13 protein-coding genes and 1 tRNA gene are annotated in these 16,939 nt (G+C 39.3%); 12 read left to right on the top strand and 2 right to left on the bottom strand.

Annotated elements, in window-relative coordinates:
- The first annotated feature begins 264 nt into the window (after positions 1 to 264).
- The 12 genes from murF to recN all read left to right on the top strand — a co-directional run bounded on the left by murF (position 265) and on the right by recN (position 15,086).
- The gene (gene murF / locus ACJHV0_RS07070) at positions 265 to 1,659 is read left to right on the top strand and encodes a UDP-N-acetylmuramoyl-tripeptide--D-alanyl-D-alanine ligase (RefSeq protein ID WP_483133768.1); all 1,395 of its coding nucleotides are present in this window, start codon (positions 265 to 267) and stop codon (positions 1,657 to 1,659) included.
- A gap of 25 nt (positions 1,660 to 1,684) precedes the next feature.
- Complete coding sequence (gene mraY, locus ACJHV0_RS07075; protein ID WP_188156840.1) at positions 1,685 to 2,767, top strand: phospho-N-acetylmuramoyl-pentapeptide-transferase; 1,083 nt, start codon at positions 1,685 to 1,687, stop codon at positions 2,765 to 2,767.
- Positions 2,768 to 2,825: 58 nt separating this feature from the next.
- Positions 2,826 to 4,127 carry a UDP-N-acetylmuramoyl-L-alanine--D-glutamate ligase gene (murD, locus tag ACJHV0_RS07080; protein ID WP_483133769.1) on the top strand — a complete coding sequence of 434 codons (1,302 nt, stop codon included), beginning with the start codon at positions 2,826 to 2,828 and terminating at the stop codon, positions 4,125 to 4,127.
- The gene (gene ftsW, locus ACJHV0_RS07085) at positions 4,127 to 5,305 is read left to right on the top strand and encodes a putative lipid II flippase FtsW (RefSeq protein ID WP_025235338.1); all 1,179 of its coding nucleotides are present in this window, start codon (positions 4,127 to 4,129) and stop codon (positions 5,303 to 5,305) included. Before murD ends, ftsW begins: the two co-directional genes overlap by 1 nt.
- 117 nt (positions 5,306 to 5,422) lie before the next feature.
- Complete coding sequence (murG, locus tag ACJHV0_RS07090; protein ID WP_483133770.1) at positions 5,423 to 6,478, top strand: undecaprenyldiphospho-muramoylpentapeptide beta-N-acetylglucosaminyltransferase; 1,056 nt, start codon at positions 5,423 to 5,425, stop codon at positions 6,476 to 6,478.
- Between the two features lie 86 nt (positions 6,479 to 6,564).
- A complete protein-coding gene (gene murC, locus ACJHV0_RS07095) occupies positions 6,565 to 7,992 on the top strand; it encodes a UDP-N-acetylmuramate--L-alanine ligase (protein WP_283386361.1) in 1,428 nt (475 codons plus the stop codon).
- 9 nt (positions 7,993 to 8,001) lie between these two features.
- The gene (locus tag ACJHV0_RS07100; RefSeq protein WP_334228799.1) at positions 8,002 to 8,913 is read left to right on the top strand and encodes a D-alanine--D-alanine ligase; all 912 of its coding nucleotides are present in this window, start codon (positions 8,002 to 8,004) and stop codon (positions 8,911 to 8,913) included.
- Positions 8,913 to 9,704 carry a cell division protein FtsQ/DivIB gene (locus ACJHV0_RS07105; protein WP_483133771.1) on the top strand — a complete coding sequence of 264 codons (792 nt, stop codon included), beginning with the start codon at positions 8,913 to 8,915 and terminating at the stop codon, positions 9,702 to 9,704. Before ACJHV0_RS07100 ends, ACJHV0_RS07105 begins: the two co-directional genes overlap by 1 nt.
- A 23-nt stretch (positions 9,705 to 9,727) precedes the next feature.
- Positions 9,728 to 10,999: a cell division protein FtsA gene (gene ftsA / locus ACJHV0_RS07110; RefSeq protein WP_283386358.1), complete on the top strand. Its 1,272-nt coding sequence runs from the start codon at positions 9,728 to 9,730 to the stop codon at positions 10,997 to 10,999.
- A gap of 30 nt (positions 11,000 to 11,029) precedes the next feature.
- Entirely contained in the window at positions 11,030 to 12,265 is a 1,236-nt protein-coding gene (gene ftsZ / locus ACJHV0_RS07115) for a cell division protein FtsZ (protein WP_483133772.1), read from the top strand.
- A 30-nt stretch (positions 12,266 to 12,295) separates the two neighbouring features.
- A complete protein-coding gene (gene lpxC, locus ACJHV0_RS07120) occupies positions 12,296 to 13,216 on the top strand; it encodes a UDP-3-O-acyl-N-acetylglucosamine deacetylase (protein WP_483133773.1) in 921 nt (306 codons plus the stop codon).
- A 190-nt stretch (positions 13,217 to 13,406) separates the two neighbouring features.
- Positions 13,407 to 15,086: a DNA repair protein RecN gene (gene recN / locus ACJHV0_RS07125; protein ID WP_483133774.1), complete on the top strand. Its 1,680-nt coding sequence runs from the start codon at positions 13,407 to 13,409 to the stop codon at positions 15,084 to 15,086.
- Between the two features lie 58 nt (positions 15,087 to 15,144).
- Here recN and ACJHV0_RS07130 read toward each other — a convergent pair.
- Positions 15,145 to 15,220 (bottom strand) — tRNA-Ala (locus ACJHV0_RS07130).
- Positions 15,221 to 15,297: 77 nt separating this feature from the next.
- Entirely contained in the window at positions 15,298 to 16,737 is a 1,440-nt protein-coding gene (gene gltX / locus ACJHV0_RS07135) for a glutamate--tRNA ligase (protein WP_483133775.1), read from the bottom strand.
- Positions 16,738 to 16,939: the final 202 nt, after the last annotated feature.

A 16,939-nucleotide genomic window follows, 5' to 3' on the forward strand; every position in this document is an offset into this window, starting at 1 on the left:
TAATCAAATCTCCCCCTCCCCTCATTTCTAAAGAGGGGTGATCGTGCAGAGCGTATTCTGAGTTCATCTGGCTATTTGTAATTTTATGTAGAAAAATGAACTTCAAATTTGTGGAGATCTAGTCCCCCTCTTTGAGCTACGAGGGGCTAGGGGAGATTTATTCGCTTCGCTCACACTGCGTGCCGTTGCTAAAGCAACGTTCAAACGCAAGCGTTTGTGGCAGAATTAATTAACACTCGTAGCTAATTATTAAAGAAAAACAAAATGATAAAACTAACAACCCAACAAATCGCTGAAATCCTAAACGCTCGCCTTATCGGCAACGGCGAAACTACGGTAGAAACAACCAGCACAGACACCCGACAAGCGGTCGAAAATGGTTTATTTTTTGCATTAAAAGGCGAAAATTTTGATGCCCATCACTACCTCGAAAATGCTGTTGCTCAAGGCTGTGTTGCGGTTGTTGTTGAACGTGAGTGTGAAATTAACGTACCACAAATTGTGGTGGCAGATACTCGCCTTGCATTGGGTGAATTGGCGAAGTGGTTAAAAGCAAAATTGAATCCGAAAACAGTAGCGATGACAGGCTCTTCCGGTAAAACGACAGTGAAAGAGATGACTGCAAAAATTCTGCAAAAAATGACCGCTTGTGAAGAGGATGTTTTATACACTTTTGGTAATTTAAACAATGAGTTAGGCGTACCAATGACATTACTCCGATTAACCGAACAGCATAAATATGCGGTAATTGAACTGGGGGCAAATCATATTGGTGAAATTGCTTATACGACTGAAATTACCAAACCTGATGCGTGCTTAGTGAATAATGTAGCCGCTGCTCACTTAGAAGGTTTTGGTTCACTTGAAGGTGTGGCACAGGCAAAAGGTGAAATTTATCGTGGTTTGAAAGACGGTGGAAAAGCCATTATCAATTTGGCTTTCTACTATCCACAATGGCAGAAGGAAATTGGTTCAAACGAAATTCAATCTTTCTCTTATATCGGCTCAGATTCGGATTCATACGCGGATTACTGGGCAGATGATGTGGAATTATTGCTAAATGGCTCACGTTTTATGCTTCATACACCACAAGGCGAAATTGAAATTGAGCTTCCTTATTTAGGCAACCATAATGTGAGTAACGCGTTAGCGGCAACCTCGCTTGCAATGTCGGTTGGAGCAACCTTAGAGGCAGTTAAAGCCGGACTTGAGCAACGTTCAATGGTAAAAGGGCGTTTGTATCCCGTACAAATTAATGATAACTGTTTATTTATTGATGATACTTACAATGCCAATGTGGATTCAATGAAGTCGGCAATTTCAGTGCTACAAAATTACCCTGCATACCGAATTTTTACGGTAGGCGATATGGCAGAATTAGGTGAGGAAAGTGGTAAATGTCATCAAGAAGTGGCAGATTTTGCTCAACAAGCGGAGCTGGATTTGATTGTGAGTTTCGGCAAAGAGAGTGCGGTTATTAGCCAAAATCCACAACATCACTTTACCGATAAGCAGCAAATGGTTGAATTTTTAATACCGATTATTTTGCAAAAAATCGAACAAAAACAACCGCTTGTATTACTTGCAAAAGGCTCTCGTAGCCAAAAGATGGAAACTGTGATTTCCGAGCTTTGTAAACAATTTAATATCAATTTTTAATTTTATTATTTTTAAGGACTAAGCAATGTTAGTTTGGCTTGCAGAACTACTGGTGCAATATAATACCGCATTTAACGTGGTCTCTTATATTACCTTCCGTGCCATTATGGCGTTATTAACAGCAATGGGGATTGGGCTTTGGATCGGACCAAAGGTCATTAGACGTTTACAGATCTTAAAATTTGGTCAAGAAGTGCGTAATGAGGGTCCGGAAAGCCACTTTAAAAAACGTGGTACGCCAACAATGGGCGGTATTATGATTTTAGCGGCTATTGGTGTGAGTACATTACTTTGGGCGGATCTTCGCAACTCTTATGTTTGGTTTACCTTATTTGTATTATTTGGCTACGGAGTGGTTGGTTTTGTTGATGATTATCGCAAGATATCCCGTAAAAACACAGACGGCTTAATTGCCCGTTGGAAATATTTCTGGTTATCCGCAATCGCTTTAGTGGCGGTTTTTGGTATGTATGCGGTCGGAAAAGATACAGCAGCTACTCAATTAGTTGTACCGTTCTTTAAAGATGTGATGCCACAATTAGGTGTGTTTTACATTATCCTTGCTTACTTTGTGATTGTCGGTACAAGTAATGCTGTAAACTTAACAGACGGTTTAGACGGCTTGGCGATTGTACCGATCATTCTGGTCGCTTCTGCTTTTGCATTGATTGCTTGGGCAACAGGTAACTTCAATTTTGCACAATATTTACACATTCCATTTATTCCAAACACATCGGAATTAGTTATTTTATGTACGGCAATTGTTGGAGCAGGTTTAGGCTTCTTGTGGTATAACACCTATCCGGCTCAAGTATTTATGGGTGATGTAGGCTCACTTTCATTAGGTGGAGCATTAGGCATTATCGCGGTATTAGTTCGTCAAGAATTGCTATTAGTTGTGATGGGCGGTGTATTTGTAGTTGAAGCCCTCTCGGTTATTTTACAGGTCGGTTCTTATAAATTACGCCAAAAACGAATTTTCCGAATGGCACCTATTCATCATCACTTTGAATTAAAAGGCTGGCCAGAGCCACGAGTGATTGTCCGCTTCTGGATTATCACACTAATGTTAGTATTAATAGGCTTAGTTACCCTGAAATTACGTTAATTGATAAGGTGCGTTTTTTACGCACCTTATGCTGTTTTTTAGATTTAGAGAAAAAATTATGCAAAACCAATATCAAGGCAAAACAGTAACTGTTATCGGACTAGGTACAACAGGATTATCTTGTGTTGATTTCTTTAAGAAAAAGAAAGCGAATATCCAAGTAATTGACACTCGAGCTAATCCGGCAGGTGCCGATAAACTCGATAAAACGATTCCTTTACACACCGGTGGATTAAACAGCGAGTGGTTGCTCAAGTCAGATTTAATCGTCATTAGTCCGGGTTTGGCATTGGCAACGCCCGAAATTCAGCAAGCGATCCAAGCCGGTGTTGAAGTAGTGGGTGATGTAGAACTATTTTGTCGTGAAGCGAAAGCCCCGATTATTGCCATTACAGGATCGAATGGTAAAAGCACCGTAACAACTTTAACTGCTGAAATGGTTAAACAGGCAGGCTTGAAGGTTGGAATGGGGGGCAATATTGGTGTGCCGGTGTTAAGTCTATTAGACGAAGATTATGATCTTTTTGTGCTAGAACTTTCCAGCTTCCAACTTGAAACCACTTATTCACTGAAAGCGAAAGCAGCAACGATTTTAAACATCAGTGAAGACCATATGGATCGCTATGATGCAATTGCGGATTACCGTAATGCCAAATTGCGTATTTATGAAAATGCCGAAAACATTGTCGTGAATGGTGAAGATGCTCAAACTTACCCTGAACAAGCGGTCAAAAATTTAATTCGTTTTGCAGAACAGAATGCAGAATACACAATGCGTAATGGTGTACTTTATGCAGGAGATACTGCCATTATTAACACCAACCAAATGTTAATTAGCGGTCGTCATAATGAGATGAATGCACTCGCTGCAATGGCATTGGCAGAAGCCGCCAATGTTCCTCGTGAGGGTATCGTCAAAGCATTACAAACTTATGGAGGATTACCTCATCGCTTTCAAGCAGTTGCCACCAATGATGGCGTGCGTTGGGTCAATGATTCTAAAGCGACCAATGTGGGCAGTACCATTGCTGCACTAAATGGGCTGAGCGTAGCTGGTACACTTTATTTATTACTCGGTGGTGATGGCAAAGCAGCTGATTTCTCTGAACTTAAGCCGTTAATTAATAAGCCAAATATTGTTTGTTACTGCTTCGGGCAAGATGGCAACGAATTAGCAAAATTAAGCGAACAAAGTGTGTTGGTAGAAACAATGCAAGAAGCGATTACAGCTATTCGCCCACAACTCAAAAAAGGCGATATGGTTTTACTTTCTCCTGCTTGTGCGAGCTTAGATCAGTTTAAAAACTTTGAACAACGTGGCGATGTGTTTGTTTCGTTGGTACAAGGACAAGAAGCATAATGTTAGAAAAATTTAAAACAGAATGGGATAAATGGGTCAGACTAACCCCTTCTAATTCGCTTTATGATAGAACTCTAATTTGGTTATTTTTAGGGTTACTGGTTATTGGATTTGTGATGGTTACGTCCGCTTCTATCCCTGTCAGTACAAGGCTTAATGACGATCCATTCTATTTTGCCATTCGTGATGGTTTGTATATTATTGCCTCAATTATTTTTTGCTATATTTTTGTACAAATTCCTGTCGAAAAATGGGAAAAATATAATGTTGCATTATTTTTTATTGCCATTAGTTTTTTGATTGCAGTATTAATTTTCGGTAGATCGATTAATGGTGCGGTGCGTTGGATTCCGTTGGGTATTCTTAATTTCCAGCCTGCGGAATTAGCAAAATTAGCAGTAATTTGCTATTTTGCCAGCTTTTATGTGCGTAAATATGATGAAATCCGTAAGGAAAAAGCCAGTTTTTGGCGACCTGCGGTAATTTTATTTGTATTCGGTTTTCTCTTAATTTTACAACCTGATTTGGGAAGTACCTTTGTATTATTTGTGCTCACATTTTCGATGCTGTTTATTGTGGGTGCAAAAATAATGCAGTTTATGTTTTTAGGTGTGGTTGGAACAGTATTGTTTGCGGTGCTGATTTTGACTTCTGAATATCGTCTAAAACGTGTTACTTCTTTTATGGATCCATTTGCCGATGCGTATGGAGATGGTTTCCAGCTCTCTAATTCACAAATGGCATTCGGGCAAGGTAAATTCTGGGGGCAAGGTTTAGGAAATTCAGTCCAAAAATTAGAATATTTACCGGAAGCTCATACCGACTTTGTTATGGCAGTTGTGGGTGAAGAATTTGGCTTTTTCGGCATTCTTTGTATTGTTCTTTTATTGATATTATTAACGGTTCGAGCCTTAAAAATCAGCAAAGAGTCTTTAATTTTAGAAGAACGCTTTAAAGGCTATATGGCATTTGGTATTGCGATTTGGATTTTCTTGCAAGGTTTTGTAAATTTAGGTGTAGCATCGGGGTTACTACCAACCAAAGGTTTAACCTTCCCCTTAGTGAGCTATGGTGGATCAAGTTTGGTGATTATGTCGATTGCGATTGCAGTATTGCTGAGAATCGATCACGAAAACAGAGCTGAGCGAATTGGGCACGCTAAAATCAAAAGTGTGTAGTACAAGCTATTCTGATTTAAAAATTGCAAATAAATAAAGAATTTTAACCGCTTGTATTTACTTAAAAAGAGATAAATCAAGTAGAATAATACGTTTTCCTATTAAAAAGAGTTAAAAATGGCTAAAAAATTATTAGTGATGGCAGGCGGTACCGGCGGACACGTTTTTCCTGCAATTGCGGTAGCGAGAGAGCTACAAAAACAAGGCTGGCAAATCCGCTGGCTCGGCACGAAAGATAGAATGGAAGCCACTCTTGTGCCAAAACACGGCATAGATATTGATTTTATCGAAATTTCCGGCTTGCGTGGCAAAGGGTTAGGGACATTATTAAAAGCCCCTTTTGCGATCTTTAAAGCTGTGATGCAAGCTCGAAAAATCATTAAAAACTATCAACCGGATGCTGTATTAGGTATGGGAGGCTATGTTTCCGGACCAGGCGGTATCGCAGCAAAATTATGCGGTGTACCGGTAATTTTACACGAGCAAAATGCGGTAGCGGGTTTAACTAATATATGGCTTTCAAAAATTGCCCGTAAGGTATTACAAGCTTTTCCAACGGCGTTTAATGATGCGGAAGTGGTTGGTAATCCGGTGCGTGAAGATTTATCCGCTTTACCTTTGCCAAACGAGCGTTTTAAGGAACGAGGCTATCCTATTAATATTTTAGTGATGGGCGGCAGTCAAGGGGCAAGAGTGATTAACCAAACTGTGCCGGAAGTCGCAAAAGTGTTGGGTAATAATGTGTTTATTAGCCACCAAGTGGGTAAGGATAATTTAGCCGGTATTGAGGACGTTTATCAACAAACGGGTAATGGTATCGCTTCAGAATTTATTGATGATATGAAGGCAGCCTATGAATGGGCGGATTTAGTTATTTGCCGCTCGGGGGCTTTAACTGTTTGTGAAATTGCCGCGGTCGGTTTGCCAGCTATTTTTGTGCCGTTCCAGCATAAAGATAGGCAACAATTTTTGAATGCAAATTACTTAGCGGAGGCTGGGGCAGCAGTGATTATTGAGCAGGTAGATTTTAATCCTCAATCATTGTTAAATGCCTTACAGCCACTTATTGCCGATCGCCAAAAATTATTAGATATGGCAATGCGAGCCAGAGCAAAAGCAACGCCAACTGCGGCACAACGTGTGGCAGAGGTGATTATTCAAGAAGCAAATTAGTTGGATGCAAGCGGTCAAATTTTTACAGTTTTTTGCAAAATTTTCGAAAAATTTAACCGCTTACAAAGTAAATAGTAGGATTAGAAATGAAAAATTTCCAGGATAAAGTTAAAAAGTTAGTGCCAGAAATGCGTCGTGTAAACCAGATCCACTTCATTGGGATTGGTGGTGCCGGTATGAGCGGAATTGCAGAAGTATTGCTTAATGAAGGTTACCAAATTTCAGGTTCGGATATTGCTGATGGAGTGGTAACACAACGTTTATCGGCAGCAGGGGCAAAAGTGTTTATCGGGCATCAAGCAGAAAATATTTCAGGTGCAAGCGTGGTGGTAGTTTCAACCGCCATTGATGAAACTAACCCGGAAATTATTGCGGCACGTGAAGCTAGAATTCCTGTTATTCGTCGTGCGGAAATGTTAGCAGAAATTATGCGTTTTAGACACGGCATTGCGATTGCAGGCACACACGGTAAAACAACCACAACGGCAATGATTTCAATGATTTATACAGAGGCAAAATTAGATCCGACCTTTGTAAACGGTGGTTTGGTGAAATCAGCCGGCAAAAATGCACATCTAGGGGCAAGCCGTTATTTAATTGCTGAGGCTGATGAAAGCGATGCTTCTTTCTTACACTTGCAACCAATGGTATCGGTGGTAACCAATATCGAACCGGATCATATGGACACCTACGGTGGCGATTTTGAAAAAATGAAAGATACTTATGTGCGTTTTCTGCGTAACTTGCCATTCTACGGTTTAGCTGTGATGTGTGCAGATGATGCAACTGTAATGGAAATTGCTCCTCGTGTTGGTCGTCAAGTGATTACTTATGGTTTTAGTGAAAAAGCAGATTATCGTATTGAAGATTACCAACAAACAGGTTTTCAGGGGCATTATACGGTTGTTTGCCCAAGTGGCGAACGTATTGATGTATTGCTTAACGTGCCGGGTACACATAATGCATTAAATGCAACAGCAGCACTTGCTGTGGCTAAAGAAGAAGGCATTGGAAATGAAGCAATTTTAGCTGCTCTTGCAGATTTCCAAGGTGCAGGTCGTCGTTTTGATCAGCTCGGCTCATTTATTCGTCCTAACGGTAAAATTATGTTAGTTGATGATTACGGTCATCATCCAACAGAAGTAGATGTAACCATTCAAGCGGCTCGTCAAGGTTGGGAGGGTAAACGTGTAGTGATGGTATTCCAGCCTCACCGTTATTCTCGTACTCGTGATTTATTCGATGAGTTTGTTCAAGTGCTTTCTAAAGTTGATGCGTTGATTTTATTAGATGTTTATGCAGCTGGTGAATCGCCAATTGTTGGAGCAGACAGTAAAGCCCTAGCTCGTTCAATCCGTAATTTGGGTAAAGTTGATCCTATTTTAGTGTCAGATACCGAACAACTCGGTGAAGTATTAGATCAAATTATTCAAGACGGTGATTTAATCTTAGCACAGGGTGCAGGTAGTGTAAGTCGTATCTCGCGTGGTTTAGCAGAAAGTTGGAAAGCATAAGGATTTAAAATGAGCATTAAAAACGAAAAAATTGCAGTGTTATTTGGTGGTGTTTCGCAAGAGCGTGAGGTTTCTCTTAATTCAGGTGCAGCAGTAACAGAAGCATTGAGAAGTTTAGGTTATGACGTTGAAGGTATTGATACCAAAGAATTCCCGATTGAAAAATTAAAAGAAAAAGGCATTCAGCGTGTATTTAATATTTTACACGGTGGCATTGGCGAAAATGGTGTCCTACAAGGGGCATTGGAGCAAATGGGAATTCCTTATACAGGTTGTGGCGTGATGGCATCAGCGGTAACCTTAGATAAATTCCGTACCAAATTATTATGGAATGCGGTCGGTTTACCTACAGCAGATATGGTTGTGGTTCAGCGTGGACAAGCGGTCGATTTCGATCAAATTATTGCAAAATTAGGTTTACCTGTATTCGTAAAGCCTTCTTGTGAAGGTTCAAGTGTAGGTGTTTTTAAAGTAAAAACCAGAGAAGAGTTAGAGCCAGCCATTCAAGAGGCGTTAAAATTTGATTCTATTGTATTAGTAGAAGAATTTTTAGCCGGTAATGAATACTCTGTACCGGTGTTAGATGGTCAAGTTCTGCCTGCGGTTCAAGTGATCCCGGACGGTGAATTTTATGACTACCACGCAAAATATGTGTCAGATAATACGCAATATGTTGTACCAGCCTTGAACGATGAACGCCAAGCTGAAGTCGCACAATTAGTAAAAGCTGCTTATGATGTGGTTGGTTGTCGAGGTTGGAGTCGTATTGATGTGATGGAAGATGGTAACGGCAAATTCCGTTTGGTGGAGGTTAATACTAATCCGGGTATGACAAGCCATAGTATTTTCCCTAAATCAGCAGCAACGGTGGGGATTTCATTTGAAGCATTAGTTGAGCGTGTATTGGAGTTAAGTGCTTAATGGGGATTTTCCGCAAGAAAAACAGCACAAATGTGCGTTTTAATGTTATTAATCCAAAAACTTCGGTTTCTTCTCGTAAATGGTTAGTATTCATTAAACCATTAATTGTGTTATTATGTACACTATTTCTATTTGGTGTATATAGTAACTGGCAAAACATACTTGAAAGTTGGGATAAAGCCCCTATTCGAGCCTATGCATTGACCCATAAAACACAATTTACAACAAATGCGGATATTCGTGAAACTTTATCTGGAGAACCTGCTCTAAAAGGATATTTTGGGCAAGATATTCAAGAGGTCAAAGATAAACTTTTATCTATTCCTTGGGTCAAAGATGTGGTCGTTCGTAAACTTTATCCTGATCGTTTAAGTATTACATTGTTAGAGCATAAACCTGTTGCGGTATGGAACGATGTTAATTTTGTTTCGGAACAGGGTGTAGTATTTAGTTTACCGAAAGATAGATTAGATAAAAACGGTTTGCCTTTATTATATGGACCAGATTCACAGGGTAAAAATGTATTAGAGGCTTGGAATAAGATTCGAGCTGATTTAAATGCCCGTAAATTAGATTTGATCTCTGTGTCGGTGGATAATAGGGGGTCTTGGACGATTAAACTATCTAATCAAGTAGAATTGCGATTAGGTAGGGGAGAATGGACTTCTAAAATTGATCGTTTTGTAACGATTTTCCCTGAAATTAATATTCCTGAGGGTAATCGATTAGCTTATGTTGATTTGCGTTATCCGCACGGTGCGGCAGTTGGATTTAGCCCTATAAAAAATTAAACGTTTAGTGAATATAAAATAATATGACGAAAGCAGCAGAATCAAAAATTATCGTAGGTCTCGATATTGGCACATCAAAGGTGGTTGCCGTTGTTGGCGAAGTATTACCTGATGGTGTGATTAATGTAATGGGAGCAGGCGTTTGCCCTTCTAAAGGCGTTGATCGTGGTGGTGTAATCGATCTTGATGCTGCCGTTAATTCCATTCAACGAGCGATTGAACAAGCAGAATCTATTGCAGATTGTCAAATTATGGGCGTAACCCTTGCGATTTCAGGACAACATATTGTTGGCTTAAATGAAGCTGGCTCATCAACATTATCGGGCGGTGTTGTTACTCAAGATAATATTGAAAGTGCCGTTGATATGGCAAAAGCAATTAAATTACAAGATGGTTTGGAAACATTACATATGATTCCACAGGAATATCACGTAGATAGATTGCCTGCAACTAAAAACCCAATCGGGTTATCAGGTATGCGTTTACAGGTTCAGGCTCATCTAATTGCTTGTCATCAAGCGTGGCTTAAAAATTTAAAAAATGCAGTTGAACACGCAAAATTAAAAGTCGATCAAGTGGTATTTTCAGGACTTGCATCAAGCTATTCAGTCTTAACAGAAGATGAAAAAGAGTTGGGTGTTTGCTTAATTGATATTGGTGGCGGTACGATGGATGTATTGGTTTATACTGATGGAGCGTTAAGATACAGTAAAGTTATTCCATTTGCAGGTAATAATATTACTGATTATTTAGCCCGTGTATTTACTACTTCCCGCCCAGAAGCCGAAAGCCTTAAGGTAACTTATGGAAGTGCAATTTCGCCTCCAACCCATAATGCAGATAAAAAAATTGAGGTTGCAGGATTGGGTGGACGTATGGCAAGAACTTTCACTCGTGCTCAAGTTGCAACGGTAACATCACAATGTTACAACGATTTATTAAAAGTAGTTGAAGATGAACTCACACAACTACGCAATGAATTATTCCAAAAAGGGATAAAACAAGAATTAATTGCCGGTGTGGTAATTACAGGCGGTGGCTCACAAATTGAAGATATTGTAGAATGTGCTAAGTCTATTTTTGGTTCACAAGTGCGTGTTGGTTATCCACTCAATATTACAGGTTTAACCGATTATGTGAATAAACCTCAGTATGCAACGGCATTAGGGCTTTTGCAGTATAGCCATTATAATTATACTGAACAGAGTACAAGTACAGATTCTAATGAAGATATCTTTGCACCAATTGGTCGTGGTACCAAGAAAATTATCGATTTCTTCAAATCAAAATTTTAATAGTGTTATATAACACGCAGGGAGATAAAAATGTTTGAACCTATTATTGAACAAACGCAAGATGCTATCATTAAGGTAGTGGGTGTTGGCGGCGGTGGCGGTAACGCTGTAGACAGAATGTCGCGTTCTGCCGATGATATTAAAGGTGTTGAATTCTTTGATGTAAATACGGATGCTCAAGTATTAAGAAAAAGAACAACACGCCAAACCATTCAAATTGGTGCAGCTACAACTAAAGGTTTAGGTGCAGGAGCTGACCCTATGGTCGGTAAACAAGCAGCTGAAGAAGACCGTGAAGCGATCGCTAATGCATTAAAAGGTGCAAATATGACCTTTATCGCAGTTGGTATGGGTGGTGGTACAGGTACAGGTGCTGCACCGGTTGTTGCTCAAATTGCAAAAGAGCAAGGCTCTTTGACCGTTGGGGTTGTAACTAAACCTTTCCGCTTTGAAGGTCCTCGCCGTATGCGTTTTGCCGATCAAGGTATTAAGGAACTTTCTCAATATGTTGATTCTCTAATTATCATCCCTAATGATAAATTACGTGGTTTAGGTAAACAAACAACAGCTGTAGATGCATTTGCAGCAGCAAATGATGTATTAAGCAACTGTGTACTAGGTATCACTAATATGATTACCAGTTCGGGTGGTTCTACCGGTGCCGATATTAACGTGGATTTTGCTGATGTACGCACTGTTATGTCTGGCAAAGGGCACGCGATGATCGGTACCGGCTTTGCTGAAGGCGAAGTCGGTGAAGGTCGTGCAGAAAAAGCAATGAATGATGCTATTTCAAGCCCATTACTTGAAAATGTAGATATTTCAGGTGCAAGTGGTATGTTGATTAACATCAGTGCAGGAACAGATTTCTTATTAGAAGAAGTTTATGCTATGATGGATTTAATTTATGGCTTTGCGTCTGAAGATGCTGCAATTGTATTTGGTTGTAACTACTACCCTGAAATGGATGGTAAAGTGAGCGTAACTCTTGTAGCAACAGGTATTGGTCAGCCGGAAGAAGCATTACATATGCCAAAAGCACCACCTGTATATGCACATCAAATGCATCAACAACAAGTGGCTCAGCCTCAACAACCACAAGTAGCACCACAGCCGGGATTTACACAGCCATCAGGTTATAATCAGCCTAACCAATTTGGTCAGCAACAAGTTCAACAACCTGTAGCACCAAAGCCACAATCGGTAGACTCAACACAAATTTTTAACCCAAGTTCAATTCCGGGTTTTATGAGAAATAGTCAATAACTTCCAAAATTTGGAAAGTAAGGACAAACTATGATTAAACAAAGAACATTAAAACAAGCAGCAAAAGTAACAGGTATTGGCTTGCACAGCGGTAAAAAAGTAACTTTAACGTTACGCCCTGCACCGGCTAATACAGGTGTTATTTATGCCCGTACTGATTTAGAGCCTGCAGTTTATTTCCCTGCAAGTGCAGACTCTATTCGTGATACACAATTATGTACTTGTATGGTAAATGATGATGGCGTGCGTATTTCAACCGTAGAGCATTTGAATGCGGCGATGTCAGCATTAGGCTTAGACAATGTCATTATTGAGATAGATGCTCCTGAAATTCCAATTATGGACGGTAGTTCAAGCCCATTCATCTATTTATTATTAGATGCTGGTATTGAAGAGCAAGATGCACCGAAAAAATTTATTCGCATTAAAGAAACCGTTCGCGTTGAAGAAGGTGATAAATGGGCAGAATTAAAACCTTATGATAAAGGATTTAAACTTAATTTCACGATTGACTTTAAGCACCCACTAATCTCGAAGAATGTATGTAGCTATTCAATGGATTTTTCAGCTCAGAATTTCATTCAACAATTAAGTCGTGCAAGAACATTCACCTTTATGAAAGATGTTGAATACCTTCAGTCCATTGGTCTAGCATTAGGTGGTAGCTTAGATAACGCAATTGTGTTAGATGATTACCGAATTCTCAATGAAAACGGCCTACGCTTTAAAGATGAGCTTGTACGTCATAAAATGTTAGATTCAATCGGTGATTTATATATGTGTGGCTACAATATTCTTGGTGAGCTTACCGCTTATAAATCAGGGCACGGCTTGAATAACAAATTACTGCGTGCAGTGCTTGCAAATGAAAATGCTTGGGAATTTGTAACCTTTGAAGATAAGCAACAAATCCCACAGGGTTATCAAGTTCAGCAAGAAATTTTTATCTAATTTAGATGAATGATTGAAAAGACGAACAATAATGTTCGTCTTTTTCTTTTTCTTTTTCTTTTACAAATTTTTGCTAAAAAACGACCGCTTGTAACTGTGTAAATTCACAGTTTTTTTATTTATTTCTCTTTACTGTTCAAAAAAACAGTTGTACTATATACCTATACAGTTAATTTGTGTAAGGTATAGTATGCTAACTCAACTTACTATCAATAATTTTGCTATTGTCCGCCATCTTGTTCTTGAACTAAATGAGGGAATGTCAGTGATTACCGGTGAAACAGGGGCGGGTAAATCTATTGCTATCGATGCGTTAGGATTATGCTTAGGCTACCGTTCAGAAAGTGGAATGATCCGTAATGGGGCAGATAAAGCTGATATTACTGCAACTTTTTTGATGCAAAAAAATAGCCCGGCTTATTTATGGCTAGAAGAACACGAACTGCTTGATGAAGATAATCCTCAAGAATGTATTTTACGCCGTATGATTAATGTTGATGGGCGTTCAAAAGCATTTGTTAATAATCGAGCGTTACCTGTTTCACAACTACGGGAGCTTGGGCAATACCTTATTCATTTAAATGGTCAGCACGCTCCTCAGCTATTATTAAAACAGGAATATCAGCTTGAGATTGTCGATAACTATGCTGCTGTACAGCCTTTATTAATTAAAATGGCAAAACAATATGGTGCTTGGAAAGGGCTTAATAAGCAGGTAAAAAACTTTCAGCAGCAATGCCAAGAAAATGAAGCTCGTAAGCAACTATTGCAATATCAAGTTGAAGAATTAGATGAGTTTGCGATTAAAGAAAATGAATTTGAAGAAATGGAAGAAAAATATAATGTTCTTTCCTCTTCCGAAGAGCTAACTGAGCTTTCAGATGAAATAATGGATCTGCTAAGTAATGATGAAATCAACGCAAACGATTTGATTTATAAAGCAATACGCAATGCTGAAAATTTAGTGGAAGTAGATAGCCACTACCAAAGTGTGTTGGATATGCTCAATGAAGCTCTTATTCAGGTGCAAGAAGCGAGTTCTGAAGTAACACAATTAGCAAGTAAAATCGAACAAGATCCGGAATTATTACACGAGTTAGATAATCGCATTGCTCAAGCAATTTCTCTTGCTCGCAAGCACCATATTCAAGCGAATGAATTATGGCGACACCATTCAAAACTGAAGAGCGAATTACAAGCATTACTTGATTTTGAAGATAATGAAGAGCAGCTTATTCAAGATGAAAAACAAGCTCATCAGCAATGTTTAGTATTAGCAGAAGAAATTTATCAAAAACGAACAGAAGCAGCTAATAAGCTGGCTCAACAAGTTACAAAACAAATTAAGCATTTAGCGATGGAGAATGGCGAATTTTTCATTAAAGTAGAGCATAATATTGAGAAACTCTCGCCAAATGGTGCGGATTTCGTTGAATTTAACTTGCGGAGCAACTTAGGGCAACAAGCTCAACCGTTAGCTAAAATTGCATCGGGGGGGGAACTTTCCCGTATTTCTTTGGCAGTACAGGTATTAACGGCGAATAAGCTCTCCACACCAACCATTATTTTTGATGAAGTTGATGTGGGCATTAGTGGCTCGGCTGCAACCACTGTGGGTAAATTATTACGTGAATTAGGCAAAAAATGCCAAGTTTTATGTGTTACCCATTTACCACAAGTAGCAAGTTATGGTAATCAGCATTTTAATGTTCAAAAATATGTTGAAAATAACCAAACTGAAACGCAGATGACATTGCTATCTAAAAATGAGCGTGTTCAAGCCTTAGCTCGATTATTAGGCGGAAGTAAAATTACCGAAGCGGTATTAGCCAACGCGGAAGAAATGCTAAAACTGGCAGGTAATGTTTGATTTAATATAGATAAAAAGAAAAATCGCATCAACATTTCTGTTGATGCGATAATAAATTTGGTGGAGGTAAACGGGATCGAACCGATGACCTCTTGCATGCCATGCAAGCGCTCTCCCAACTGAGCTATACCCCCGATATGGGCGGAATAATATGCTTTCCGCCTGAATATGTCAATGGCTTTAGCTGATGATAAAGCTAATTGATTAAAAACTAGCTATTCGCTTGAATGAATTTAATTGCTTTTTCAAGGCGAGCTAAGGTTTTCTCTTTACCCACTAATTTAGCTGTAATATCCATAGAAGGAGATTGTCCTGAGCCTGTTACTGCTAAACGGAATGGCATCCCAACTTTACCCATACCAATTTCAAGTTCAGTAGCTGTTTGGTTCATCGCCTCGTGAATGTTTTCAACTCTCCAATCATTACAAGCGGTCAATTTTTCCAATAATTTTGCAAGTGGTGCAACCGCTTCAGCCTTGAAGTTTTTAGCAGCGGCTTTTTCATCATAAGCTTCAAATTCTTGGTAGAAATAGCGGCTACTTTCAGCAATCTCTTTTAATGTTTTACAACGTTCGCCCAACACAGGAATAATTTCCGCAAGAGCTGGACCGTTACTAAAATCAATACCTTGGTTATTCATATGCCATTCAAGGTGTTTTGCGACATAATTTGGATCAAGAGATCGGATATAGTGATGGTTTAACCATTGTAATTTTTCAGTATTGAACGCACTTGCTGATTTGCTCACAGAGTGAATATCAAATAATTCAATCATCTCTTCACGAGAGAAAATTTCCTGATCGCCGTGTCCCCAGCCTAAACGTACTAAATAGTTGATTAATGCTTCGGGCAAATAACCATCATCACGATATTGCATTACACTCACTGCACCGTGGCGTTTGGATAGCTTCTGACCGTCATCACCGTTGATCATTGAAACGTGAGCATAAGTTGGTATAGGTGCTCCAAGTGCTTTTAAAATATTAATTTGGCGAGGCGTGTTATTGATATGATCTTCACCACGAACAACGTGAGTGATCCCCATATCCCAGTCATCAACAACCACACAGAAATTATAAGTTGGTGAGCCATCTGTACGGCGGATAATTAAGTCATCTAATTCACTGTTACTGATTTCAATACGACCACGCACGGCATCATCAAATATTACTGAACCTTCTTGCGGATTTTTAAAGCGTACAACGTGTGGAGCATCACTGGCGTGTGAATGTTCGCCTAAACAGTGGCGGTCATAGCGAGGCTTCTCTTTATTTGTTTCTTGCGTATTGCGTAATTCATCCAAACGCTCTTTTGAGCAGTAGCAGCGATAAGCTGTCCCTGCTTCAATCATTTGGTCAATAACTTCATTATAGCGATCAAAGCGTTTTGTTTGAAAATAAGGTCCGTGTTCCCAAGCTAAGTTTAACCATTCCATTCCTTCCAGAATAGCTGCCGTTGCTTCAGGGGTTGAGCGTTCCAAATCGGTATCTTCAATGCGTAATACGAATTCGCCGTTGTTGTGTTTTGCATATAGCCAAGAATAAAGTGCAGTACGAGCACCTCCAACGTGTAAATAACCAGTTGGACTTGGTGCAAAACGAGTACGAACTTTTACATTTGGATCTAAAGGGAAGAGGGTTTCAATTTTCATTTTATATTTGCCTAATCATTATTTTTAAAGGGAAAACTTGTCTATTTTACTACTCTTGGGGATGAATAATAGTAAAAAATTGATTTTCTGGGGCAAAAAATCAGCAAACAGGGTAAAAAGAGCAAAAAGCGTTTGACGAAAGAGCAAAAATCTCTATAATTCACTTCCACAACAACGGGCGATTAGCTCAGTTGGGAGAGCA

Source organism: Mannheimia sp. (assembly GCF_056854775.1).